Below are 25,170 nucleotides of genomic sequence, written 5' to 3' on the forward strand. Positions count from 1 at the left end.
TGCGGCCTGCCAGTGGGCAGTGCCTTGCAAGCGTTGGGGGGTGTGTTGGAGGGTGAGGATGATGAAATCGGTCAGGTTGTGATGGTCAATCAATCCCAGGCTCTTTCCTTGGCTGAGCAGCGACTCGATCAGCGCCAGACGCACTCCATGGCACGGGCTACTGAATAAAGTGGGTGAGGTTTCGTTGAGTGTTTCCAGTAGCCGGAAAGGCAGGGGATCACTTTCCAATGCTTGCCATAACGCGGTGTCCATCACCAATCGCGGGGCGGCAACGATCGGGACTGACCGTGCTCCTCCGCGGATTCGATGCCACTGCTCCTGGCTTGGAGTAGCCCCACGGCACCACCAGGACACAACGGGTGCGAGCAGCCACTCTCTCCACTGCTCGGGGGCATGGCGCAAAAGCTTCGGCGTGACACGACTGTCGTAGTAGCGCAACAAGTAACGCTCGCTGTCTTGCGTGTCGACAAACGTGGCCTGACTCAGATGTCGGGCCAGCACATCGGCGCTCACAGTGCTGGTAATCCATGCGACGATGGTATTGCTGTCATAGCGCGCAAGACTGTCGATCAGTGCGCCATGGCCCTTGCGAGTGGCCTCACGTGGACATGCCAAGTGCGGGCCCAATGGCCTGAGCTGTTCCAGGCCGGGAGCCAGAAGCAGTGGTTGCAGATCAAAGCCTGGATGGTCCGTCAGTTTTTGCCGGGTTTCCTGAGGTAATGTCGCCATATCGATCAACGCGACGAGATATCGCGGACGGGGGACGTCGTGCGCGTAAAGGTCGTTGGTCAGTGCCGTCAGCAGTTCACCGGGAATCATGCGTCCACCTTCACGAGGGCTTTACGCTCACGGGCGGCCTTGAGCCAGCAGCCAACACAGATTGGTTCGCCGGTTGTCGGCACGCCACTAAGGATGAGTGAGTGTCCTGCGCCTTTAGCGTTAAGTTGCGTCGGCCCATTCAGGTAGATGGCAATCCCGCTGAGGGTGATGCCATTGGCATCCAGGGTAATGCTACCGCCGGGGCCTTGTAGAACGAGGCTGTCGCTGGTTTGCAGCTGATAGGTCGTGGTTTTGGTGCCTATGCCTTGCGCGGCAGAGATATGTTGGGAACCCTGAATGACCTGTTCGGCGTTACCGCCAATTTCCATGCGGTGATTGACTGCAATCGTGTCGTGTCGATCATTGCCAATGGTCTCGACCCGGTCTTTGCCAATGCTGATCTGGTGGTTGCGACCGAAACTCTGCATTCGATCCCGACCCACACTGTGATAGTGGTCCTGAGTGATGCTTATACGTTCGTCATTGCCCACCTGTTCCTTGCGGTCGTGGCCTACCTCTATCTGCTCGTCATGCCCAACTTTCTCACTACGGTCATTACCCACAAACGTCGTGTTGTCATGTTTGATATGGACGTTCTTGTCCTTTTCGGCATGGATGTACACCTCTTCCTGCCCCAGCTCATCCTCAAAACGCAGCTCATTGAAGCCCTCTCCCTTATGGGTACGGCTCTTGATAGTCATCCGCGTCTTGTGCTTGGGCAGCTCGTACGGCGGTAGATTGGTCTCGCGGTAGGTGCGGCCCGTGGCGATCGGTTGGTCAGGATCGCCATCCAGGAAGCTGATGATCAGTTCCTGATTGACCCGAGGCACGGCCATGGCGCCCCAGGTCGCACCGGCCCAGCCCTGAGCCACACGGATCCAGCAGGAACTTTGATCGTTGTTCTTGTCCGAACGATCCCACGGGAACTGCACCTTGACCCGGCCCCATTCGTCGCAATAAATCTCTTCCCCGGGCGGGCCGACTACCGTGGCGATCTGCGGGCCGTCGATGCAGGGTTTGTCACGCAGCGGCGCTTTCCAGTCCGAGGTCCAGCGGATGGCTGTGGCCTGCATCTCGTAGGACGTGCCGCTGCCGCTGCCGAACGCTTCTTCCTCCAGGCTGCTGTGTTGTTTGCCTGCGTGGGTGATGGCGATGGTGCGCCAGCGGTCGTTGAAGTCTTCACGCGGGTGCTCGTTGAGGTCGAACGCCAGCCCCGGTTGCAGGCGCGCATCGTCACCGGCCACATGCGCCAGCTTGGCGTCGTTGCGCAGGGCGGCCAGGCGGGTTTTGGTGAAGGGCTTGCCGGCGATGTCGCGTTTGTAGCGGCCGGGGTAGTCGTAGCGTTCGTAGTCCTTGTGCTGGTTGTTCAGGTCCTGGTCGCCGGTGGCGGTGTGCTGCTGGTTGTAGTACGGGTGGGTGAAGGTGTAGTCGCGCTGTACCTGGCGTGCGGTGCGCACTTGTTCGGTGTAGTGGAAGCGGTTCAACGCCGGTTCCATGGAATCGCCACCACCCATGGGCTGGTAGAGCACCGGGCAATCGGTGTGGGTGCCAATGGTGCCCAGGCCGCCGACGCGATCGGTAAGGACGAGGGTGTGGCCGTCGGCGCGGTGTTCGAAGCTGTAGAGCAGGCCTTCTTCGGCGGCGAGGCGGGCGATGAAGTCGAGGTCGGTTTCGCCGGCCTGCACGCAGTATTCGCGGGGCTGGTGTTCGAAGCAGATTTCAGTGCGGATGTCGGTCAGCTGTTGCTCGGCCAACACGTTGGTGATGATGTCGGGCACCGTCTGGCCCTGGAAAATCCGCCAGTTGGAACGCAGGTCGAAACGCGCCAGGGTCGGTTCGACCACGGCGGTGTAGCGGGTGCGACGAAAGCCGGTATCACCCTGCTGGAACAGGCTGACCAGGCCATGGACATAACGCACCGGAGTGTCGCCACGCCATAGGGTGAACAGCCCCGCCAGATCGAGGACCCGATTGAAGTCGATGGCGGCGTTGTGGCTGGCCAGTTCCAGTTCGAGTTTGAACGGCCGGGACAGACCTTCTTCGAGGGTGAACGAGACCACCTCGAAGGCGTCGCCTTTCAAGGGCTCGAAGGTGAAACGCAGGTCGCTTTGGCGGGGCATGGGGCCTCCTTGTCGAGAGTGTGAATGTCAGTCGATCAACCAGCTGCTATCACCGTTTTCCAATTTTCCATCGTGATCGGTGGTATCGCCGACACGGGCTACTGGCTGTCCATTGATGGCCATCGAGGGCGAGCCGCTGGTGATGACGGCGCCGCATCCAAGGGTGTCGCCGACACGGGCGACGGCGCGGCCGTTGACGGTCATGTTGCGTGTACCGCTGTCAACGGTGGTGGGGCCACACAAAGGGCAATCGTGTTCGTGTCCGACCAGAACGACGGCTGGCATAGAACCTCCTGGAAATTATCGAGTCAGTGAACGTTCCGCCGCCTGTGCGGCGGAGCGTGCCGGTTGGCGATTAAGCCGGCTTGCGCCAGTCATCCGAGGCTTCGGTGCCGGCCACCACATGGGTCCAGCTGACCTTGCGATACGCCAGGCTGGTCTTGATCAGTTGGGTGTAGTTTTCGTTGTCACCGTTTTGTGCGTGGGGCAGGACGGTGTGGATGTCGACGACAGTGGCGTCTTCCAGCTTGGTGGTGAAGAAGTGCTCCTGCTTGCCGTCGCCCGAGGTGCGGAACCACTTCACTTCAACGGTGGGCAGCATTTCGCCGGTGGCCAGGGCCTGATAGAGCATCGGAGAGGCTTTGTTCAAGGCGCTGGTGAATGTCAGCGGCTTGTGCACCCGTTGCCCGGACGGTTGGCCACTCTGTGGGTCGGTGGGCGTACCGATTGCGTGGTCGATTTCCTGGGCGAGGATTTCGTCTTCGTGGCCTTCCACATAAACGTTGCCCACTGAGTCGGCGGTGAATGCGCCCTTGGTGATATGACCCTGGGTTTTGCCGTAGATGCTGATGTACGCGGGTGTTGGCATGACAAGCTCCTTGTCGCGATCAAGTGAACGGCCCCTGGGGGCCGCGGGTTATGGCCGACACGGCCATGGCTTTGCAGGCGCTCGGGATGAGCGCGCTGAAAATCGGTTACAGGTGCAGCACCCGCTCCAGGGACTCCAGCACTTGCTGGGTGATGGCGTTCAGGCGGATCGAGTAGATCGTGTAGGCGACCGTCAGCACGACGGCGGCCATGGCCCACGGCGTCCACAACGGCCAGGCGCGTTGGATCCGGTAGTTGCGCGGCGCGACGTTTTTCAGCGGATCGGTCAGGCGCTTGGGCGTCTCGCCGCGTAAGGGGCGCAACAGGCCGTGCAGTTGGGTGATGATCTTCTGTATTTCGTCATCGCCCTTGGTATGGGCACCGTATTTGCCCTTGAGGCCGGAGATCAGGCACTGGTACATGAACTCCAGCACATGCTGATACCTGGCAGCTTCCGGGATCATGTTGTTCATCACGGTGAAGAATCTTTCGCCGCCCTGGGTTTCTCCGTGGAACTGGCTGAGCAACGAGCGTGCGCTCCAACTGGAGAGCCTGCCCCAGGTGGTGCTCATGACCACTTCGTCGAGCAACAAACACAGGCTGTAGGAGTAGGCCTTGAGCATGCCGGCGTCGTAGTCGAGCTGGCTGACTTCTTCCATGATCGTGGTGATCTGGTTGCTGACGCTCAGGTACAGCGCAGGTACGTCACCGTGCTGGTCCAGGCGGCGTAGACGAATGACCAGGCCGATCAGCGGCGTGGCGGCATCGCACAGCGGGTTCCAGGCCAGGCCGCGCATGTCGAATTCAGGGTCGGCCAAGTGTGTTTGGCCGCTGGCAGTGATCGTTTCACCGTCAAAGTCGATGGCGCCGGAGATCTCCTCGTGACGCCATGAATCGGGTGTCGTTTTAATCATCTTTTTCACTCCTGATCGCCCAGAACTGCAATTCCAGCTTCGGGAATTCACCGGCAATATGGAAACCAAACCCGCTGCCACTGCTCAGGCTTTGCCAGGCAGGGTGATGGCGGTCGAGTTCGAAGTAGCTGAAGCCGGCATGGAACGGCAGGTGTCGCGGCGCCACCGGCAGCGGCCGCAGGGGAATACCCGGCAGTTGCAGGCTGACCAGTTGCTCCAGGCCTTCGGTGGAGGTGATCTTGATCTGCTTGGGCAGTTGTTGACGCAGGGTTTCCGCCGGCAGTTCGGCGCGCACGGCGAGGATGAATTCGGCGTTATCCAACAGGCGCTTGTCGTTCAATGCGGCGCTGCGTACGCCGTACAGTTGGTCGACGATAGGCAGCGACACCGCACGCGGTTGCAGCACCGTGCCCAAGGCGCGGCGCAGGGTGTGTTCCAGCATCTGGAACGACTCGCGCAGGTTGTCGTGCTGGTAGGCCGGGTATTCCTGAGGCAGGTGGTCTTCGTCGGTAAAGGTCACCAGTTCGCCGCAGGCCTGGGCCAGGGCGATGTACAGCCGCTCCGGGTGGACCTGACGCTGGCGCGCCAGGTGCTGGAACAGCGGGAACAAGCGGTTGAGGGTTTGCAGCAGGTTGAAGTCGGTGACGTCAGCCACCCCCGACTGCCCCGGGGAACCGATTCGCTGGGCCAGGTTCTTGGCGCGTTCGCGCATCAACCCGGCCACTTCGCCCAGGTAGCGGTGCAGCGCCGGCACTGCTTGCAGAGACAGACTGGTGGGGTAGAAGTGCTCGTCCATCACCAGGCTGCCGTCAGGGCGTTTGTCTTTGATTCTGCCCAGGGCGATGCCGGTGAAAGCACTGCGGTCGCTGCGTTCGAGCATCAGTTGCAGGTTGGGCACGGCCAGGTCCATGCCGACCTGATCGCCGTCATCGCTGTGGGTATCGCGGATTTCTTCACGGCGGGCGATGTAGCGGCTGTTGCCGTACTGGTCGGGCCAGCGTACTTCGAGGGCGCCGTTGGAGCGCAGCGGCAGGGCCAGGTAGACGATCTGGCCGACCGCGCTGCTGTCGGCGATTTCCAGCGGGGCGGGCGGCGCCAGGTCGTGGGGGATATCGAAGACGCTGCCGTCGGGCATGATTCCGCGCGCCTGGGTAATGGCCACCTTGCCGAAGCTCAGGTATTCGCTGTTCAGCGTCAGTTCGCTGAAGCCATAGAGCGCGTCGTTGAGGCTGTGCAGGCGCTGATGCACGGCGGCTTCGGCGGCGCGGGCCTGTTGCTGGAAGTGCTGGGGCTTGACGAACAAACCTTCATGCCAGATGACGGGGTTGCGTGAACTCATCGGTGGTTACTCTGGGCAAAAGCGGCTGAAAAGGGCGTCATCGGGTTTCTCCCTTGAGGCTGACCTGGGCAGCGTCCAGCTGCACCAGCACTGCGTATTGCCGGCCCTTGGGCTCGACGCGCAGACGCTGTTTCCACTGGCCGACATCGCTGCTGTGGTAGTGGGCGATCACCGCGATGAAACGGGTGTCTTCATCAAGCGCGCGCAGGTCGATGAACTTGAATTGGCCTGGGTTGAGCAGGTAGTCGTCGGCGCGGATGTAGGTGCTGCCCAGGGTCTTTTTCAGGTCGTCGGCCAGGGCCTGAGGGCTGGCGTTGACCAGCAGCGAGTCGTCGCTCAGTTGCAACACCTTGAAGGCGATCGGCGTGGCGACGTGCTGCATGGCCGGGTTGCCCCACGGGGTGGTCAGGCTGACCCCTTGAGCGTCGTAGTCACCCAGCAGCGCGTCTTCGATGGGCGACATCGGCACGACGGGCGCTGGCTCCAAACTCAGTGGCGACTGGGCCGGCACGCTTTCGTAAAGGTGGCTGAGCAGCGTTTGTACTTTATCCGTCAGGGCCTGCGGGCTGGCGGCCTGCACGTTGAGGGTGTAGGGCGAGCGGCTCGCGTCCTCATCCGGTGCCGTGCCGGTGCTGATCAGGCGCGGGTTGACGTGGTCGCTGGCGTACAGGCTCAGGGAGTAGCGACTGGGCTGATCGTCGGGGCCGCCGACCGGAATCGATGGGGTCCAGATCACCTGGCCGATCTTGCCGAGCATGGTGCAGCCGCCCAGGGCCAGGCAGGCCAGCAACAAGGTGCCCAGGCGCAGGGTGCTGAACAGGCTGACGGTGCGCTTGGGTGCAGGCGCGCAAATATCAGCCAGCGGTTTTGGTGGCGGTGCTTCATGCATCGCTCCCAGCGGGTCGCCTTGCTCTACCAAATCCACGGGCCGGCAAAGGCGCTCGAATTCCGGGCAAGTGGCAGGTCGCCTATCCGCCGGTGGCCTACTCGGCGCATCTTCCTGGTGCCACACGTGCATGCCTTGAGGGTGGTCGCCGAGCAGTTCATCCAGCGAACGTTGCCCTGGGGCGTGCTCGCCCAATTGCACCGCGACCTGGTACGCACCAATCTGCAACCGATCACCGTCGTTGAGGCTTATCGCCACATGCCGCTCAAGCGGCAGGTCGTGACCGTTGACGTAGGTTCTACCACTGCGGTCGATCACACAGAATCGCCCTTCGATGACGCGGATGTCGCAGTGGTTGGGCCGCACGCTGTTGTGGCGGTCTTCCAGGCGCCAGTCCACTGCGGCACTGCCGATGCTTCCGCCCTGTGAGCCAAATTGATGAGCGGGCAGATAGCCGTGCAGCAACTGCGCGGGATTGCTGATTACCAGACTCAGCTTCATACGCGCCCCCGAATCCGCACCACGGCGGGATGGCGTTGCTGTTGATGCTCGATAAAACTGGTCCAGCCCAGGTGGGTGCCGCTGGCGCGTTGCAGGTTGAACGGTGGTACGTCTTCTTCGCGCAGCCCCAGTTCCAGGTCGTAGGCGGTGGCATCGCGCAGCAGAAAATCCATCAACTGGCGCAATCGCCCGAACTGATCGCCGCTGGGCAAGAACTGACGAAAGCGCGCTTGAGTCAAGTTAGGAATCACCAGGGTGAACTTGCTGGCGCGGGTCTTGCTGCGATCACCCACCACAAAGTTACTGCCCAGGGTGCCGTTGCCCTTGCCCAACGCCAGGCGCTGGCGTTGCGGCAAACTCACTGAGCGAGCCTCGAACTCACGGATATGTACGCCGTGCAGGTCGAAGCAATGCGCGACGATGCCGGACACCACCGAGGGGGAGCGGCTGCGGTTGGCGATCAAGCCGGCAAAGCTCAGCAGGCGGCCCCACGGCAGCGGCGTCGTACCGCGAAGGTCGTTGTCGTTCAGCCCGACCATGGAGAATACGTAACGCGAAAAACGGTCGTTCGCCTCGGCCTGGAAGCGAATGTAGTAGCGGTACTTGCGCCAACTGGTGTGCAGCAGGGTCAGCAAGCGATGGTTGAAGAAGTCCATGAACGCCGGACGAATGCCGCGCTCTTGAGATTGTTCGTAAGCCAGGCGGTCCAGGTAATAACCGGGCAAAGGCGAGTCGGTACCGTGCAGGCCAAAGAAGCTGGTCTGCAAGCGGTATCGCACTTCGTCGCCCCCATCTTCTACGCGGCCAGCCAACACCACGTCGGAGGCCGGAAAGCCCAGCCCCGCATGGCTTTGCAGGCGCACGCGACGGCGCGCCGCCGCACTCAGGGGCCGCGCTTCCAGGTCATCGCCATGCAAGGCGTGCAAATGCTCCAGCAAACGGTGAAACGAATAGTTTCGCGCGTCAGCCAGCAGCCGGTCGGCTAGATCACGGGTTGTCTGCCGGTCAACAGTGGCCATTCATAACACTCGTTGTTGGTGGTATTGATCACTTCCAGACGGTGGAAGGAATTGATGCTGGCGTAGAGGGCGAAGAAGTGTGAAAGCACGCTACCGAACAGGTACAACTCGCCCTCGCAGAGAAAAGCGTTCTGGTCCAGTTGCAAACGGGTCTGCACGCCACGCACCGGCTGGCCCTTCATCAGCCAGTCGATGGGGGTGGTCACGGCATCCTTGATGCCGTTGAGGCGCTTGCGTGTGGCGCGGGCCTGTTGCAGGTCGTGCAGGGCGGCAAAGTCATAGGCGCGGATCACCGCTTTGAGCGGCTCGGCCGACAGTAACGACAGGTAGTTCAGCGACAGGTTGGAAATCAGCGTCCAGTGCAGGCTGGCATCCAGCACCGGCCGGTAGGAACGTGTTGGCGCAATCAGATTGGTATAGGTGGCAAACGACGGTGTGGCTTCGGTGGACAGCGACACATCACCCACCCCCAGCAACTGCGGCAGGTCGCGGTTGGTGCAGGTCAGCTCAATCGAGGCTGCTTCACGTTCGCCGATGTACAGGCTTTCATCGCCGCGCACGAAAGCGATGCGATGACGCAAACCCTCACGGCCGTGGGATTGCTCGATATGGGTGCGGAAATACAGCGCGGTACGGCCCCGGGCATGTTCGATTTCATGCTGGAACGATTCGAACGGGGTAAATCGTCGCAACGGCTCACCCTTGCGCTCCTTGTCGGCGGCATCCCACCCGGCCACCCGGTCGACACTGAAAATCTCAAAGGCATCGTGGCGGTTGCCACTGGGGCTGATACGGCGTTCCTGGCTGCGTCCATCCAGTGTGATGGGCTCGGCATCGTGGCGGAACAGATTGACCGCCGGCGCGCAGAACAGGTGAAGGTCTGATGTGCGCAAATGCGTATTGACCGGCATCGGCCGGGAAAACTGAAATTCGAAGCGAATCTGTCCAGTGCTGACGGCCGGCCAGACCTTGGCAAGTCGGGTCAGACTGAAAAAGTGGAACCGCTGCGGAAACACGAAGTATTCCTGCAGGATCCGGTAGCCATCGAACACGTTGCGCGGGTAGGGCAGTAATGCCTCCTCGGCGGTGAAACCGGGGAAGCCCAACTCGCTGGGGTTCAGACGATAAGGGGTGTTGTTGACGTACAGCGTGACGCTTTTGAGGTAATGGGCCAGCCACAGGTACAGGGTCAGTGCGGTGGCATTGTCGCCGCCGAGGTGAAAATCCAACTGATCGCATTCAAGGCTGTCGAGCGGTTGCTGGGTCAACACGTTGAGGTCGATGCGCAGCGTCGAGGTTTCGCGGCTGTGGGCATCGCTGACTTGCGCCAAAGCCAACGGGTACAGGTTGACGTCGGTGCAGGTGCGAAACTCGCAGGAGATGCCGTCCACGGGTTTGGCAAACAGCCGTGTCCCTTTGGGAATCACCTTGCGTTGACTGATCGCATTGGGCCGTGGCTCGAACCGGATGATGGTCGCGCTGGGTAAGGGCCGCAGGTAGTTGGGCCAGAGCATTTGCAGCAGCGGATGGGTCAGCTCCGGCAAATCGTCGTCGATCTTCATGCCGAGCTTGGCCGTGAGGAAGGCAAAGCCTTCCAGCAATCGCTCCACGTCCGGGTCGCCGGCCTCGTCGCCGAGAAACTGCGCCAACTGTGGATTGTCCTCGGCAAACTCGCGACCGAGTTCGCGCAGGTAGCGCAACTCCTCGGCAAAGCGTTGTTTCAAGTCCATCGCATCCTCATCTCACGCGGGTGTAGCCGTCGCGGCCGTGCATGGCCACCTCGATCTGCACCTGTTCTTCCTTGTGGTTGACCCGCACCTGGCAATCCAGGCGAAAGTTCAGCTCCAGCGGCAGGTCCGGGTCGGGCTGATAACGCACGCCCGTGACCTTGATGCGCGGTTCAAACGCCTCCACAGAGCGCCGGATATCAGCGCTGATGGCCACCACCAGATCACTGCTGGCCTGGGTAACCCCATTGAAATCGCGCAGGCCCAGTTCAGGGCTGCTTTGCGAGCAGCCCTGGCGTGAGTTGAGCACCTGTTCCAGGTGGCGTTTGATCGCTTCGACACGCTGGCGCGCTTGTTCATCCGCGCTGCCTGGGCGGTAGCGCGGTGTGTCGGGTTCCAGGCGCTCGAACAGGCTCCCGGCCCCCACTTACTGGGTGTCCAGCCGGCCGACCAGTGAGATCTCGAAGTTGGCGCCCATGTACTTGAAGTGCGGACGCACAGCCAACGACACCTGGTACCAGCCCGGATCGCCCGCCACGTCCTGTACAACGATTTGCGCGGCGCGCAAGGGGCGTCGGCTGCGCACATCGGACGACGGGTTTTCCTGATCGGCGATGTACTGTTTGAGCCAGGTGTTCAACTCACGTTCCAGGTCCTGGCGCTCCTTCCAACTGCCGATCTGCTCGCGTTGCAGCACCTTGATGTAGTGGGCCAGTCGATTGACGATAAACAGGTACGGCAACTGGGTGCCGAGCTTGTAGTTGGTCTGGGCTTCCTGGCCCTCGCGGGTCTTGGGGAAGTTCTTGGGTTTCTGTATTGAATTGGCAGAGAAGAACGCAGCGTTGTCGCTGTCCTTGCGCATGGTCAGGGGAATGAAACCGGCTTCGGCCAGCTCGAATTCCTTGCGATCGGAAATCAGCACTTCGGTGGGAATCTTCGCCTGTAATTGGCCGAGGGATTCGTACAGGTGCACCGGCAAGTCATCCACCGCGCCGCCGGATTGCGGGCCGATGATGTTCGGGCACCAGCGGTAGCGGGCGAAGCTGTCGGTGATGCGCGAGGCCATCAGGAACGCGGTGTTGCCCCACAAGTAATTGTCGTGGTTACCGTCGACGGTTTCGTTATAGCCGAAACTGCGAATCGGGTTCTCCAAACCATCGTACGGCGAACGCAGCAGGAAGCGCGGCAGCGTCGCGGCGATGTATTTGGAGTCTTCCATCTCACGCAGGCTGCGCCATTTGGTATGGCCGGGCCCTTCAAAAATGTCGCTGACTTCCTTGACCGACGGCAGGTCCTGATAGCTCTTGAGGTTGAAGAACTCAGGACCGGCTGCCATCACGAAAGGGGCATGGGCCATGGCGCCCACGGAGGCGACGTAGCTCAGCAGCTTCATGTCCGGGGATGACGGGCCGAAGGTGTAGTTGCCAATCATCGCCGCGATCGGCTCGCCACCGAACTGTCCGTAACCGCAGGTGTAGGCGTGCTTGTACAGGCCGCTGCGGGTGATATCGCCGGCGTTGTCGAAGTCGTCCAGCAGCTCTTCTTTGGTGACATGCAGCATTTCCAGTTTGATGTTCTCGCGAAAATCCGTGCGATCCACCAGCAGCTTCAGCCCACGCCAGGCTGACTCCAGTTGCTGGAACTGCGGCTGATGCAGGATCACGTCCATCTGCTTGCTCAGGGCGCGGTCGATTTCGGCAATCATCTGGTCGACCCGGTGCTTGTTGACCGGCTGCTGATGGTCGCCGCTTTGCAGGATCTCGCTGATGAACGCGGCCACGCCTTGTCGGGCCACGGCATAGCCTTCCTGGGAGGGGCGAATGGTGGTGTTGGCCAGCAGTTGGTCGAGCAACGACAGTGGTTCGTCAGTCACCAATACTTGGGCGGCGGCGCTTTCCGTAGGCATGGGGAGTACTCCGTTGAGAAGGGTGTTCAAATCAGTGGTGGGGCGCGTCGATCACCAGATTCAGCTCGCTGGCCAGGCGTTGGCGGGCGGTTTCATCGGTCAGCAGACTCTGCAGGTGTTTGCGAAACGCCGGGACGTTGCCCATGGGGCCTTTGAGTGCAACCAGGGCTTCGCGCAGTTCCAGCAACTTGTTCAATTCGGGTACTTGGCGGGCGACGGCGTCGGGGCCGAAGTCGTTGATGCTTTTGAATTGAAGTTGCACATTCAATTCGGTGTCATGGTCGTTGTTCAGAACGGACGGAACGGCTATATCCAGAGTAACTTCGGCCTTGGTCAGTACTTCATTGAAAGTGTCTTTGTCTATTCGAACGGATTGCCGATCTTCAAGGGTGGTTAGTTCGCTGTGGCCCTTGAAGTCACCCGTGATCAGCAACTTCAGAGGTAATTCAACTTCAGCCTTTTGATCGCCGGTGGCCGGGACGTACTTGATGTTGACGCGTTCTTTTGGCGCGACAGAACCCTGAGTTTTAGACATGGGAATAATCCTTTCCGTAAGGTCGGTGTATTAGAACCGGCTATTGAAAGATTTGTCATGTAGGACGGTGTGGACACGATTCGTAGGGCTTTGGTGTGGGAAGTAGTATTGCTTCCACATTTTCCTACGTGGGCTGTAGAAATATCTGATAGATGCCTCTCTCTATTCTGTTTTAGTGGTGTGATATTCGTCTTTTACTTGCCTTGCTGTTGATCTCGGGTGATGCTCTTGAAGTTGATCGTTGAACTCGCAGATAAAAAGCGTTAGTTCGAAAAGTTAAGAAAGATGTCCGGTTTGGATTTCGACGAGGCATATCAGGAGATGTTGATGCGCGACGGATGGCGAGAGTGGAAATGGGGACTTTGTCTAACGGTGGTGGCTGTAATAGATGCGCAGGCGACGACACAAGATTGCCCTTCCATCGTCTCCCCCTTGAAGCGCCTGGAGTGTTTTGATTTGGCCGCTGGTACGCCCATCCATCACGCACCGGCGGCACCACGCGCCGTTGGCCGGGTACTGCCGATTGTCGATCTGGTACAGCGCAATGAAGCCAGGCGTCCACCCGAAGATCAGCGTTTTCTGTTGTCGTCGTTTCCGGAGCCGGACAACGACCAGCAGCAACGGCTGGTGATCTCCGCCCCGGCCTTGGGCGCGTTGCCACCCCGGCCTTACCTGGCCATCAGCTGCGAATCGAATATTTCCCGCCTGCAACTGGTGCTGGATGAACCGGCCAAGCCCAACAGGATTCGCATCCAGATGTTCAAGGATGAGCGCCCGGTCTCCGAGGCCTATCAGTGGCAGGTGCTGGACGATGCCGGTCTGGTGGTCGACGCCGGCCGCGGCCTGCAGGCCATCTCGTTGTTGCGCAACATGGGCGGCGGCCAGCGCCTGCGACTGGAGAGCGACTATCCCCGGCTGCACGGCCTGGTATTCGACGCTGAAGGGCTGGGTGAGTTGATCAAGCAGGAGCGCCAGGTATGTCGCTGGTAATCGACGTGCCGGCGGACACCGTCAAGCTGCTGCTGACACCCATCGAGCCCGAGCAACCCACCGGGCATTTCGATGTGGAGGACGAAACCTACCAGGCCATCGACCAGGAAATGGTCAAGCTCGGCGGCTTGCGCGAGAGTGATATCGACTGGCCGTATATCGACGAAGCGTCCCGCCAATATCTGGTGACCCAGTGCAAGCACTGGCGCATCGTCGCCCATCTGCAAGTGGTGTGGCTGCGTACCCGGCAATGGGCGCGTTGGGCCGATGCCCTGGGCTTGTTGGCCGGCATGGTTGAACTGTATTGGGACAGTGCCTACCCCAAGCCCGGCCCCACCGGCTACCTGAACAAACGCAAGCAGGTGCAGCGTCTGTTGAGCGACCTGGGGCAGGTATTGCCGACCCTGGAGCGCAGCAGTTTTGAACCGGCCTATCAAGCCGCGGCGGAACTGGCTCTGGCCAACCTGCAACGCTGCGCCGAAAGCGCCAGGCTCGACCCCGCGCCGCTGGATGCGTTGCAACGCCAGTTGAACAAATACAGCGAGCCGGTCGCTGCCACTGAGCCCACCCGTGCGACCACCTCCGGCAGCGTTCTGGATTCAGCGTTTTTTAACAGTCCCAAACCGCAAGCACCGAGCAATGAGCGCGAACAACGCCGTGCCGTGTTGAACATGGCCGAGCAGATCAACCAGCAAGACCCTTACGACCCCACCGGCTACCAATTGCGACGCTTCGGCCTGTGGTCGCATCTGCGCACCGCGCCGTCGATCACCCGCGACCGTCGCACAGAATTGACCGCCGTGCCCAAGGATATCGTCGACGGCTACCAGGACGCGCTGAACCTTAACGCCCTGGACCCGAACCTATTGCTGCGTATCGAAAAAAGCGTCTGCGCCTCACCGTACTGGCTGCGCGGCAGCTACCTGGCCGCCCACGTCGCCTCGCGCCTGGCAATGGAGGAAGTGGCCGCCGCCATCCGTCAGACCTGCGAGCGTTTCGTCTGCCGTTTGCCGGCGTTGCTGGAGTTGTGTTTCAGCGACGGCACGCCGTTCGTGGATGCACAAACCCATGCCTGGATCACCGGTGCCGACCAGGCGCAAACCACAGGCAGCCCGGTGCAGGAATACGCCGGCTTGCGCGACGAACTGGCCGCCCAACTCAACATTGAGGGCGTTGAACGGGTGCTGCTGCGCCTGCAGGAACTGCACGCCGCCCATGACGCCCCACGCCAGCGCAGCTACGCCACGGTGATCGCCGCCGACCTGCTGACATCCCGTGGTTTGTCATGGCTGGCGGATGACCTGTACGCCAACGTTGCGCGGCTGATGCGCGAGACCACGGCGCAGGGTTGGGAGCCGGCGTTGTATCAGAGGGTAGCGACTGTTATCAGTGAAAGTAAGGATTAGTCACATGCCCCGCCAAAGCGACCTGCGTTTCACCTTCGAGCCCTTGAAAGGCGACGCCTTCGAGGTGGTCTCGTTCACCCTCGAAGAAGGTCTGTCCCGGCCGTTCAAACTCGAACTGGAACTGGCCAGCCACAACGCCGCCATCGACTTCAATCGGGTCCTCGATCTGGCGGGGCTGTTCACCCTATGGCGTGGCGAGACGCCGGTGCGTTATGTCCATGGCCTGGTCAGCCTGTTCACCCAGGGCGACACCGGCTTTCGCCGCACCCGCTACACGGCCGTGGTCGAACCGACCCTGGCGCGCTTCGACCTGCGTTCCAACTGGCGCATTTTCCAGAGTCAGACCGTGCCCGACATCATCACCAGCGTGCTCACCGAGCAAAAACTCACCGACATCCGCACTGAAATCTGCTTCGAACACCAACCCCGCGAGTACTGCGTACAGGCCGGCGAAACCGACCTCGACTTCATCGCCCGCCTCGCCGCCGAAGAAGGCCTGCTCTACAGCTTCGAACACCGCGCCGACGGCCACACCTTCATCCTTACCGATCGCGTCGGCGGCCTCGGCACCATCGGCACCCACAGCGATTGCCCGGTGCTCTACCAACCGATGGCCGGCGGCGATGCCACAGAACCGGTGTTGAACCGCTTCCACTACACCGAACAAGTGCGCACCGCACGCCAGGTACAGCGCGACTACACCTTCACCCATCCGTACTACAACCAGCAGCACACCGCCACCGGCGACCAGGACCTGAACAACCAGCACCAGGATTACGAACGTTACGACTATCCCGGCCGCTACAAGCGCGACATCGCCGGCAAGCCCTTCACCAAAACCCGCCTGGCCGCCCTGCGCAACGACGCCAAGCTGGCGCATGTGGCCGGTGACGATGCGCGCCTGCAACCGGGGCTGGCGTTCGACCTCAACGAGCACCCGCGTGAAGACTTCAACGACCGCTGGCGCACCATCGCCATCACCCACGCAGGCAAACAACACAGCAGCCTGGAGGAAGAAGCGTTCGGCAGCGGCAGCGGCACGTCCTACGAGATGCAGGCCACAGCCATCCGCTGGACCTCCGACTGGAAAGCCCCACTGCGTGACAAACCCTGCATCGACGGCCCGCAGATCGCCACAGTGGTCGGCCCGTCTGGGGAAGAGATTTATTGCGATGAATGGGGCCGGGTCAAGGTGCAGTTCCCGTGGGATCGCGCGGACAAAAACAACGACCAGAGTTCGTGCTGGATTCGTGTGGCTCAGGGCTGGGCGGGGGCGACCTGGGGCGCCATGGCCGTGCCTCGAGTCAATCAGGAACTGATCATCAGCTTCCTGGATGGCGACCCTGACCAGCCTATCGCCACGGGCCGCACCTACCGCGAGACCAATCTGCCGCCCTACGAGCTGCCCAAGCTCAACGCCGTAGCGACGACCAAAAGTCGCGAGTTCAAGGGTACACGAGCCAACGAGTTGCGCATTGACGACACCACTGCGCAAATCAGCGCGGCGCTAATGAGTGATCACGAACATAGCGCGCTGCATCTGGGTTACCTCACTCATCCACGCCACTACGGTGGCGGAAAACCTAGAGGGGAAGGTTTTGAGTTGCGTACGGATGGTCACGGCGCGTTGCGCGCAGCAAAAGGTTTATTGCTGAGCGCTGAAGCTCAACTGAAGGCCGGTGCGGGTCAACTGGAACGCCAGCAGGTGATCGAGGTGCTGCAAGCCGCCCTGACCTTGGCCAAACAGCTGGGAGCATCTGCCGAAAATGCCCAAGGAATTGCCCGGGATTCACAGCCGCAACAGTCCCTGACTGATGCCGTGAATGCGTTGGGCCATGGTGCCAATGATCAGGCCAATGGCTCCGGCAATGGCACGCAACCCGTCATCGCGTTAAGTGGGCCTGCCGGCATCGCTGCCGCGACGTCCCGCAGTATTGCCATGGGTGCAGGCGAGCACATCGACAGCGTTGCGCAACAGAACCAGCAACTCACCGCCGGCAGGAAAGTGGTGATCAATGCAGGCGATGAGCTCGGACTGTTTGCCCAGGGTGGCGACATGCGCCATATCGCCCATAACGGCCAGCTGCTGTTGCAGGCCCAGCACAACAGCATCCATGTGCAAGCGGATCAAAGCGTGGAAATCAGCGCCAGCCAGCAACACGTGCTGGTGGCGGCAGACAAGCACATCACCCTGTTGTGCGGTGGGGCTTATATCAAGATGCAGGGCGGCAATATCGAGTTGGGAATGCCAGGCAATTTCACGGTGAAGGCTGCGAACAAGTACTTCATTGACCCAAGCAATGCCGCAACGGAACTCAATAGCTGGCCCAGCACATCGTTCAACGAACGCTTTCAAACCTTTTTCCCGGACGGTCAACCCATCCGCAACCGTGCCTACGCTCTGGTGCGCAAAGACGGCGCACGTTTCGAAGGCCGTACCGATGGTGATGGCTTCGTCACCCTGCAACAGGGCATGACGCTGGAAGGGCTTGTACTGGAATGGCTCGAGCAAGGAGACCTTTGATGACTGATAACCCGTCGACACCGCGCGTCGCCCCGATGACCTACAACGCCCGGGGTAACCCTGTGCATACCTGGACCCTGACGCCCAGCCATATCACCGACCCGGTGCACTGCATATTGCCGCCGGATGGGGTGCTGCCGGTGATTTTCGTGCCGGGGATCATGGGGTCGAATTTGAAGAGTAAGCCTGCTGAGCAGGAGAGCGAAGAGCAGGGAGAAGAGGGGGTACCCATCTGGCGGTTGGATGCGGGGTTCATGGGAAAGAACATGTGGTTGGCGAAAAACTGGATATTTAAAACACCAGGCGAACGTCAAAAAATTCTGCATCCGGTTCGTGCGGAAGTTGATAGAGAAGGAGCGGTGCCTAAACGCGCCGTAGGTACGGTCATTACCCAGCCAGAGCCAGACAAGAAAAAGGCAGCCTTGGCCCTGACCAAACGCTATCGAGAACGTGGCTGGGGCGAAGTCAGCGAAACCAGCTATCACGCTTTTCTGCTTTGGCTGGAAGACACCCTGAACAGCCAATTCCTGCCCCACCAATGGCCGCAATTCGACATCCGGCCGGAGCACTTGCACACCGTGGCCGTCGAGCCTGGGCCTACGCACATCACCCGGTTAAAACCTGAAATTCCCATCGCCATGCCGGGATTGGGCGCCAACCTCGCCAGCCAGTTGCCGTCGATACTTTCGGACGAGTTGGTGGCGCGTGGCGGCTACCGCATGCCGGTGCATGCCTGTGGTTACAACTGGCTGGACTCCAACGAACAGGCCGCGTCCAGGCTGGCCAAGCGCATCGACGAGCTGATGCACCAGTACGGTCGCAATTGCCAGCAGGTGATTCTGGTGACGCATTCCATGGGTGGGCTGGTGGCGAGGCGATGCGCGCAACTGCCGGGCATGGCCGACAAGATCGCCGGTGTGGTCCATGGGGTGATGCCTGCCATCGGCGCGCCGGTCGCTTACCGCCGCTGCAAAGTCGGCATGAGCGACGAGGACCCCATTGCCGGTGCGGTGATTGGCCCGACCGGCCAGGAGGTCACCGCTGTGTTTGCGCAGGCGCCTGGAGCCTTGCAATTGCTGCCCACCCAGGATTATGCCCCGGGGTGGCTGCGGCTGATCGACGAGCGAGGCGGGCCGGCCATGCCGCGCCAGCCGGAAAAAGACCCCTACGAAGAGATTTATCTGCGACGTGACCGTTGGTGGGGATTGCTGCGCGAAGAGTGGTTGGCTCCGAAGGATGGGGATCCGATCACGTGGAAAGATTTCGCGGATAACATCCGGAGCGCAAAGGAGTTTCACCAGGACATCGCTGGGTCATACCACCCGCAAACCTACGTCTACTACGGCAACGACGACAAGCACCCCAGCTTCGAATCCATCACCTGGGAAATGCGACGCGGGTCTCGTCTCAATGGCCCCCATGCCTCAAGCCCCGATGCCTTCACGGTGTCCAGCCTGCAGATGCATGAAGTGCGCGACGACGGACGCAGCCCGTTGTACGTCGGCGGGCAAGCCGAGGCCGTGCCACCCCTGCGCGGTGATCCCGACTCGCCGGTCAGAACCGTGCAGACCAGCTATTGGGAATTGCACTGCCGCATGCAGGACGGCACGGGCGACGGCACCGTTCCGGTGAGTTCTGGCCGTGCGCCGATCAGGCAGGCACGCAAGGATTCGATCCGCCAGCAAGTCCAGGCACCCGGCTTCGATCATGAAGCGTCGTACGCCAATCCGTTAACCCAGCAATTCACTCTTTACTCCCTCATCAAAATCGCAGCGAAAGCCAAGAGGCCGCTATGCGCCGGTTGACCGCTTTTTTTACAGGCCTGCTGTTGGGGGCGGTCGCCGGGTGCACCGCCTTCAAACAGCCCACCGAACAGGAGAAACAAACCGTGCACGAATTGACCAGCAACATGCGCACCTGGGCGCTGGGCCGAGGCCTGATCGATCTGCCCGCCAACTGGAGTGGTGGCGGGGATGTGAAGCTGTACTACGGATTGGGAGCTGATCACTCAAGCGTTGAGGTCTTGATCTTGGGGGAGGGCGTGACGCAGGAGCGATTTGATGCGGCCTTGCAGGAGCGGGCGCGTCGGATCTCGGCGGTTAAGAACTATAAGAATTCAGATGTGTCGATGCTGGTGTCGGCGAAAATGGCCTCACCCAGGGAAAAGTTGCTGCAGTACTACAAGCAAGCAACACGCCGCCAAACATTCGTTCATGAGTCTCATCTGCTGATCGATGACGTCTACGTCATGCTCAGAGCTCAATCCTACGACGGCGATACGGATCCCGTTCAAGCCCAACTATTAAAGCTGTCTAAGGAAATCTTCAAAGTCACCCCCGAAAATGCCGGCGCGGGGTTTGCGCTTGGGCCGATTGTGATTCGTAGTCACCACGATCAGGAGATCGCGACATTCAATTTTCGGCCTCCTGCTTCGGATGTGTCGCTGGAGGTTTATGTCAATGCGTTATCGCCTAGCCAAACGAAAAGCATAAAGACCCGGACCGAGGAGGGCGCGAGGGTTTTCCTCGCGGGTGATTATGAAAACCTGCGCACGAAGAAGATCACCCTCGCGGGAATGCCGGCGGAAGAATCCCTGATCGGCTTCAGCGACGACACTCACCGTCAAATCCTCTTCGGGGCCGAAATCTATCGTGAAAATCCCGCCCTGAATCGTCCAAGCATGAATTTTCGTATGTCGGCGGGTGGGATAAAAAGAACTCCAATCAATCCTGACAAACCCAAGGACTTAGTTCGCTGGACGCTTCCCCAATTCGCTAACAAAGGTTACGAACTGCCGCTCTGGCAACAACCCGCTTCACCAGATCCCGTCAACCCCTCCCTTACCGACTACGAAGCCATGGCCGTGTGGGATGCAATCCTAAAGTCCGTGCGCATTCGCTACGGCTCAGTCGCGCCCAAGCCGGACCCTTGGGCGAACGACCGTGGCCCAACGGTCGAGGAGGCGGCCGAAAACAAACGCATCCTCGATGAGTTCATCGCCAGCTTTGAAAAGCGCAAGCCATGACCATGGGCGTGGCGTTAGCGGGAGCAAAAAGGAACGCGTTCATGCTGTCTGTAGGCAATGAATTCTATAAATACGCTAGGAGCGATTCATGAAAACGGTCTGGAGTTACCTCATACGCTGGGGCCTGCCGCTACTGCGCCAGTTCAATCAGGCGCTACCGGTGCTGGTGCTGCTGGGCGTGGTGTTCTTGCTGATCGCCATCTGGTGGCTGGGGCCACAGTGGACCTGGCGTGAGCACCAGCCGCTGGCCGACTTGGCGATGCGCGTCTCGGCCAGTGTGGTGGTGATCGTAGCGCCGCTGCTGGTCTGGGCGTGGCGTGTGCGGGAGCGTTACCAGCGTTTGCAAGTCGAACGCCAACATGAGGTTGCCCTACAAGCCGACCCCTGCCTGCCTTATATCGAAGCGCAGGAGCGGGCTCTGGATCGCAGCCTGGGCAACCTGCTGAACAATATGGAGCGCCGCCGTTCGCTCTATCAACTGCCGTGGTACCTGGTGCTGGGCGAGGAGAACGCCGGCAAGACCAGCCTGATCACGCGCTCCAACCAGAGCTTTGCCTTATCCCATGTGACCAAGGCCGGGGTCAGGGTGCACCAGGAAGAGCAACTGGCCTATCCGGTGGATTGGTGGATTGGTGACGAGGCGGTGTTGATCGATCCTCCGGGTGAATTTCTCAGCCACCCGGAGTCGACGGTCAGTGATGAGGAGCAGTCGGGCGCCGAGGGCAAGGTCAAACCGGTACTGCCCGCCGGCACCCATGCGCGCCTCTGGTCGCACCTGCTCGACTGGCTGACGCGCAACCGCAGCCGTCGGGCATTGAACGGCGTGGTGCTGGTGATCGATGTGCAGGCCTTGTTGGGGCAGCGTCCCGAACAACGCAAGGCCCACGCCAACCTGCTGCGCACCCGGCTGTTTGAGCTGACGCGGCAATTGGGCACGCGCCTGCCGGTGTACGTGACGCTGAGCAAGTTCGACCTGCTGGAAGGTTTCGAAGAGTTCTTCGCCCGCTTGTCGCGCAGTGGGCGCGAAGACCTGTTGGGCTTCACCTTCAGCCTGGACGCGGTGGATGATTTCGATGCCTGGCTGGCGGAACTGACACGCCAATACCAGGCCTTTGTCGTCTGCCTGAGCGAGCAAGTTTTTGACGGCGCCAGGGAGTCGCGCACATTGATTGAGCGCGATCGCTTGCAGGCGCTGGCGCACCAGGTGGCGGGTCTGCGCCCGGCGCTGTTTGGCTTCTTGAGCGAAATGCTTGGCAGCGATCGTTTCACCACCCCGGCGCTGGTGCGCGGGCTGTATTTCTCCTCGGTCTTGCAGCAAGGCACCCTGAGCAATGCCTTTGTAAAAGAAGCGGGGCAAGCCTACCAACTGCCGCCCCCACCACCTGAGGTCAAACCGGCCGGTGGCACGGTTATCTACTTTGCCCAGCAACTGTTCCAGCGGGTGATCTACCCCGAAGCGGGACTGGCGGGCGACAACATCAAGGTGGCCCGCAGCAAACGGCGCCTGTTGATCGCAGGGTTCAGCGTCGCGTCCCTCGGGTGTTTAGTGACCATCGGCACCTGGCAGTTTTACTTCAACATCAACCGCGACAAGGCGGCCAATGTATTGGCCAAGAGCCAGGAGTTCAGTGAGCGGGACATCGACGCCAAGGTCGACCCCACCGGGCGCAACCTGTTGCTGCCCCTGGACCAGATTCGCGATGCAGTGCTGGTCTACGGCGACTATCGCCAAGCGTGGCCGTTGTTGTCGGATATGGGGCTGTATCAGGGGAGGGCGATCGGCCCCACCGTGGATAAGGCGTACCTGAATCTGCTATCCAAGCGCTTCCTGCCGGCGATTGCCAGTGGTGTGCTGGATGCGATCAACACCGCGCCTGCGGGCAGCAATCAGCAACTGGCGGCCTTGCGCGTCTACCGCATGCTTGAAGAGCGGCAAAACCGCCGCCCAGCCATCGTCGAAGAATGGGTCGCCAGGCAGTGGCAGCGCGCCTATCCAGGACAGGGCCAGATGCAGGCCGATCTGATGGGCCACCTGGGCTACGCGCTGAAATACGCCGACGCCGACCTGCCGCACTACCGTGAACGCATTGCCCAGGTGCAACAGCAATTGCGCCAGTTGCCCATGGCCGAACGGGTCTACATGAGCCTGAAACAGGACGCTCTGGAGCGTTTGCATCGCCCGCTGGACCTGCGCAATGAGGTCGGCCCAGCGTTCGATATCGTCTACCGCCCGCTAAACACCGATCAAGCGGGCAGCGGCCTGCAGTTGCCACCGCTGCTTACCGCCAAGGGCTTCAAGGACTACTTCGAGCCTGGCACCGACGGCATCATCGAACTGGCCATGATCGACCAATGGGTGCTCGGCGAACGGCAGCGCCTGGACTACTCCGATGAAGACCGCAAAATTCTGACCCAGCGCATTCGCGCCCTGTACAGCGCCGATTATGTGGACAGCTGGCGGCGGGCACTGAATCAGTTCGCGGTCACCGATTTCGACGACCTCAGCCACGGTGTGGCCGTGTTGGAACAAGTCACCGGCCCGGCCGCACCGCTGCGGCGCCTACTGGAAACCTTGCGCGACAACAGCGTGATTTACCCGGCCGTGCCTTTGGCCGAAGGACAAGCACCACTGGCGCTGGACAAGGTATCGGACGGCCAACAGCAGGCCGCTGGTATTCGGCGCGCGTTCTCCAGCCTGGCCGAATTGATCACCGCGCAAGGCGAGCAGCCGTCCTACTACGAAGAAACCTTGCGCTCGGTCAGCGCCGTCTACGACTATGCCAAGGCCGTGCACGACAATCCCGACCCCGGTAAAGCCGCCCTTAAAACCGTGCTCAATCGCTTCTCCCTGGGCGGTGCCGACCCGATCGCCAACCTGCAACGCGTCGCCGTGGGTCTGCCCGAACCGCTGAACCAACAGGTCAAAAAGCTCGCCGACCAGACCTCGCAGGTGCTGGTGATTGCCGCCCTGCGCGAGCTGGAGAAACGCTGGGACAGTGAGATCTATAGCTTCTATCGCGACCGCCTGGCGGGCCGTTATCCGTTCAAGGCCAGCGGCGAGGACGCCTCGCTGGAGGACTTTGAAGCGTTCTTTGGTCCACAAGGGCGCCTGCAGCAATTCCACGATCAGTACCTGAACGTGTTCCTCAAAGACAACCTCGATGTGCTGTACTCCGACAGCCTCGGCGGCTATCTGGTGCGCAGCGACGTGCTGGAACAGCTGAAAAAGGTCGAGCGCATCCGCGACACCTTCTTCAACCATCGCGGCCACTTGGCCGTGCAACTCACCATCGAACCCCTGGCCCTGAGCGCCACCCGCCTGAGCAGCATGCTCAGCGTCGACGGCCAACTGATCCCCTACCAGCATGGCGCGCCGCAACGCACGGGACTGGTGTGGCCCAACAGCCTGGGCAACACCAATGGCAGCCAACTGACCCTGGTGCACAGCACCGGCAACACCGCCAGCCTGAGCTATCGCGGGCCGTGGTCGTTGTTCCGGCTGCTTAGCCGCGGGCGCCTCAATGGAAGAACCGACACCAGCGTGGACCTGACCTTTGCCGTTGCCGACGGGTTGATGCGTTATCGGGTTGGGGCGGAGAAGGCTAACAATCCGATTACGCAGCGCAGCTTTGAAGGGTTTGTGTTGCCGAGGACGTTGCTGGAAGAGCGACGTGGGAGAGGGCGCAGTGACGACGTTACGCAACGGTGAGGAGTCCCGCATGATGGATAAGACCGGTCGAGTCCGCAGCTTGAACTATTCGACTCAGGCCCTGGAGCAACTGGAAGTGTGCCTGCCATTGCTGGGCCAGAACCTTCCCGGTATTCGCACGGCCCACACGTTTGTTACGAAGCAACTGCGTGACAGCGTGAAATTCCTGTTGCCCAACTGTGCCGAGTTGATCGACATGAGCGAGCTGCGCCAGGCGCATGTCGACATGGCTCGCCTGCCGTATCCAGTGGTAGCCCTTGAAGCCCCCTGGGGCTGGCCGGACGGAGCCGGTGGTGACAAACACGGTGGCTCCGCTCATCCAAGCGTATCGCCCTGTGCTTGACCATGTCCCCGGAAGTCGCCAATTGGCTGCCGGATACGAACAAATTTGTTGGCCTCGTCATAGGGGAGGGCTGTGTGGTGTTTGACCTTCTGAATCTTGGTTTGCGGGGTAGCAGATGGTCAGGTGGCCCTTCCAGCGCGCCAGGTTCTCTCCGCTACGGCGACTGCGAACCGTGGCCCAGTCCAGTACGGACTCGATGCGGCCACGCACGCGGGATGCGGTCTCGGTCTTTTCCGTCCAGACGGGTTCAATCGCTTGCATGATCGGTCCCGTGTCGATGGCACTCACCTGCAGATGGCGTGGATTGGGTTCTCTGCTGCCTCGATGCTTTATATGGATGCTGGAGGTTTTCATGGTGGCAACCCGGGCGCTTTGATAAGGAAGAAGAAATTTCAGAAGGGGGGGTTGACCACGTATTTTAATGCTGTACTATTCGCCTCCCGCTAACGAGCAGTTTGATGTTGCTCTTGGCTTAAGTAGTTGATTTTGTTGAAAAATCAGAAACTTTTAAGGTTGCAAGTTGAAAAGATGCGCTGTAAG

General features: G+C 60.7%; 20 protein-coding genes. 7 read left to right on the top strand and 13 right to left on the bottom strand.

Going from position 1 to position 25,170, the window contains the following annotated elements:
* From ACM6J5_RS13865 to tssB, 12 genes are all read right to left on the bottom strand, one after another.
* Positions 1 to 819 (bottom strand): DUF4123 domain-containing protein (locus ACM6J5_RS13865; protein ID WP_414928737.1); only part of this gene is annotated, 819 nt, incomplete at its 3' end.
* Complete coding sequence (locus ACM6J5_RS13870) at positions 816 to 2,939, bottom strand: type VI secretion system Vgr family protein (protein ID WP_414928738.1); 2,124 nt, start codon at positions 2,937 to 2,939, stop codon at positions 816 to 818. The genes ACM6J5_RS13865 and ACM6J5_RS13870, both read right to left, overlap by 4 nt.
* A gap of 27 nt (positions 2,940 to 2,966) precedes the next feature.
* Positions 2,967 to 3,224 (bottom strand): PAAR domain-containing protein, encoded by a 258-nt coding sequence (locus tag ACM6J5_RS13875; RefSeq protein WP_095946296.1) that lies wholly within the window; start codon positions 3,222 to 3,224, stop codon positions 2,967 to 2,969.
* Between the two features lie 70 nt (positions 3,225 to 3,294).
* The gene (locus ACM6J5_RS13880) at positions 3,295 to 3,807 is read right to left on the bottom strand and encodes an Hcp family type VI secretion system effector (RefSeq protein WP_095946297.1); all 513 of its coding nucleotides are present in this window, start codon (positions 3,805 to 3,807) and stop codon (positions 3,295 to 3,297) included.
* A 106-nt stretch (positions 3,808 to 3,913) separates the two neighbouring features.
* Positions 3,914 to 4,720, bottom strand: coding sequence for a type IVB secretion system protein IcmH/DotU (icmH, locus tag ACM6J5_RS13885; RefSeq protein WP_414928739.1), 807 nt, complete (start codon positions 4,718 to 4,720; stop codon positions 3,914 to 3,916).
* Complete coding sequence (tssK, locus tag ACM6J5_RS13890) at positions 4,713 to 6,059, bottom strand: type VI secretion system baseplate subunit TssK (RefSeq protein ID WP_095946299.1); 1,347 nt, start codon at positions 6,057 to 6,059, stop codon at positions 4,713 to 4,715. Before tssK ends, icmH begins: the two co-directional genes overlap by 8 nt.
* Before the next feature lie 37 nt (positions 6,060 to 6,096).
* Complete coding sequence (gene tssJ / locus ACM6J5_RS13895; RefSeq protein WP_414928740.1) at positions 6,097 to 7,446, bottom strand: type VI secretion system lipoprotein TssJ; 1,350 nt, start codon at positions 7,444 to 7,446, stop codon at positions 6,097 to 6,099.
* Positions 7,443 to 8,465, bottom strand: a complete 1,023-nt coding sequence (tssG, locus tag ACM6J5_RS13900) for a type VI secretion system baseplate subunit TssG (RefSeq protein WP_095946301.1) — start codon at positions 8,463 to 8,465, stop codon at positions 7,443 to 7,445. Before tssG ends, tssJ begins: the two co-directional genes overlap by 4 nt.
* Positions 8,429 to 10,195 carry a type VI secretion system baseplate subunit TssF gene (gene tssF / locus ACM6J5_RS13905; RefSeq protein WP_095946302.1) on the bottom strand — a complete coding sequence of 589 codons (1,767 nt, stop codon included), beginning with the start codon at positions 10,193 to 10,195 and terminating at the stop codon, positions 8,429 to 8,431. Before tssF ends, tssG begins: the two co-directional genes overlap by 37 nt.
* A gap of 7 nt (positions 10,196 to 10,202) precedes the next feature.
* The gene (gene tssE / locus ACM6J5_RS13910) at positions 10,203 to 10,619 is read right to left on the bottom strand and encodes a type VI secretion system baseplate subunit TssE (RefSeq protein ID WP_414928741.1); all 417 of its coding nucleotides are present in this window, start codon (positions 10,617 to 10,619) and stop codon (positions 10,203 to 10,205) included.
* Positions 10,620 to 12,098, bottom strand: a complete 1,479-nt coding sequence (gene tssC / locus ACM6J5_RS13915) for a type VI secretion system contractile sheath large subunit (protein ID WP_095946304.1) — start codon at positions 12,096 to 12,098, stop codon at positions 10,620 to 10,622.
* A gap of 31 nt (positions 12,099 to 12,129) precedes the next feature.
* A complete protein-coding gene (tssB, locus tag ACM6J5_RS13920) occupies positions 12,130 to 12,633 on the bottom strand; it encodes a type VI secretion system contractile sheath small subunit (RefSeq protein WP_414928742.1) in 504 nt (167 codons plus the stop codon).
* Between the two features lie 456 nt (positions 12,634 to 13,089).
* Here tssB and ACM6J5_RS13925 point away from each other — a divergent pair, with 456 nt between their 5' ends.
* The 7 genes from ACM6J5_RS13925 to ACM6J5_RS13955 all read left to right on the top strand — a co-directional run bounded on the left by ACM6J5_RS13925 (position 13,090) and on the right by ACM6J5_RS13955 (position 24,630).
* Positions 13,090 to 13,623, top strand: a complete 534-nt coding sequence (locus tag ACM6J5_RS13925) for a type VI secretion protein (protein ID WP_263597167.1) — start codon at positions 13,090 to 13,092, stop codon at positions 13,621 to 13,623.
* Positions 13,611 to 15,029, top strand: a complete 1,419-nt coding sequence (tssA, locus tag ACM6J5_RS13930; RefSeq protein ID WP_150673062.1) for a type VI secretion system protein TssA — start codon at positions 13,611 to 13,613, stop codon at positions 15,027 to 15,029. The genes ACM6J5_RS13925 and tssA overlap by 13 nt, the downstream gene beginning before the upstream one ends.
* Positions 15,030 to 15,033: 4 nt before the next feature.
* Positions 15,034 to 17,553, top strand: a complete 2,520-nt coding sequence (locus ACM6J5_RS13935) for a type VI secretion system Vgr family protein (protein ID WP_414928743.1) — start codon at positions 15,034 to 15,036, stop codon at positions 17,551 to 17,553.
* Positions 17,553 to 19,358, top strand: a complete 1,806-nt coding sequence (locus tag ACM6J5_RS13940; RefSeq protein WP_095946339.1) for an esterase/lipase family protein — start codon at positions 17,553 to 17,555, stop codon at positions 19,356 to 19,358. The genes ACM6J5_RS13935 and ACM6J5_RS13940 overlap by 1 nt, the downstream gene beginning before the upstream one ends.
* A complete protein-coding gene (locus ACM6J5_RS13945; protein ID WP_414928744.1) occupies positions 19,346 to 20,578 on the top strand; it encodes a T6SS immunity protein Tli4 family protein in 1,233 nt (410 codons plus the stop codon). Before ACM6J5_RS13940 ends, ACM6J5_RS13945 begins: the two co-directional genes overlap by 13 nt.
* An 88-nt stretch (positions 20,579 to 20,666) precedes the next feature.
* Entirely contained in the window at positions 20,667 to 24,287 is a 3,621-nt protein-coding gene (tssM, locus tag ACM6J5_RS13950; RefSeq protein WP_414928745.1) for a type VI secretion system membrane subunit TssM, read from the top strand.
* A gap of 10 nt (positions 24,288 to 24,297) precedes the next feature.
* On the top strand, positions 24,298 to 24,630 hold the full coding sequence (locus tag ACM6J5_RS13955; RefSeq protein WP_095946336.1) for a hypothetical protein: 333 nt from the start codon (positions 24,298 to 24,300) through the stop codon (positions 24,628 to 24,630).
* Positions 24,631 to 24,687: 57 nt separating this feature from the next.
* Here ACM6J5_RS13955 and ACM6J5_RS13960 read toward each other — a convergent pair whose 3' ends face one another.
* Positions 24,688 to 24,984 carry a phage integrase central domain-containing protein gene (locus ACM6J5_RS13960; RefSeq protein ID WP_414928746.1) on the bottom strand — a complete coding sequence of 99 codons (297 nt, stop codon included), beginning with the start codon at positions 24,982 to 24,984 and terminating at the stop codon, positions 24,688 to 24,690.
* Positions 24,985 to 25,170 lie beyond the last annotated feature (186 nt).

The organism is Pseudomonas sp. IT-P74, from assembly GCF_949768175.1.
GTDB lineage: Bacteria > Pseudomonadota > Gammaproteobacteria > Pseudomonadales > Pseudomonadaceae > Aquipseudomonas.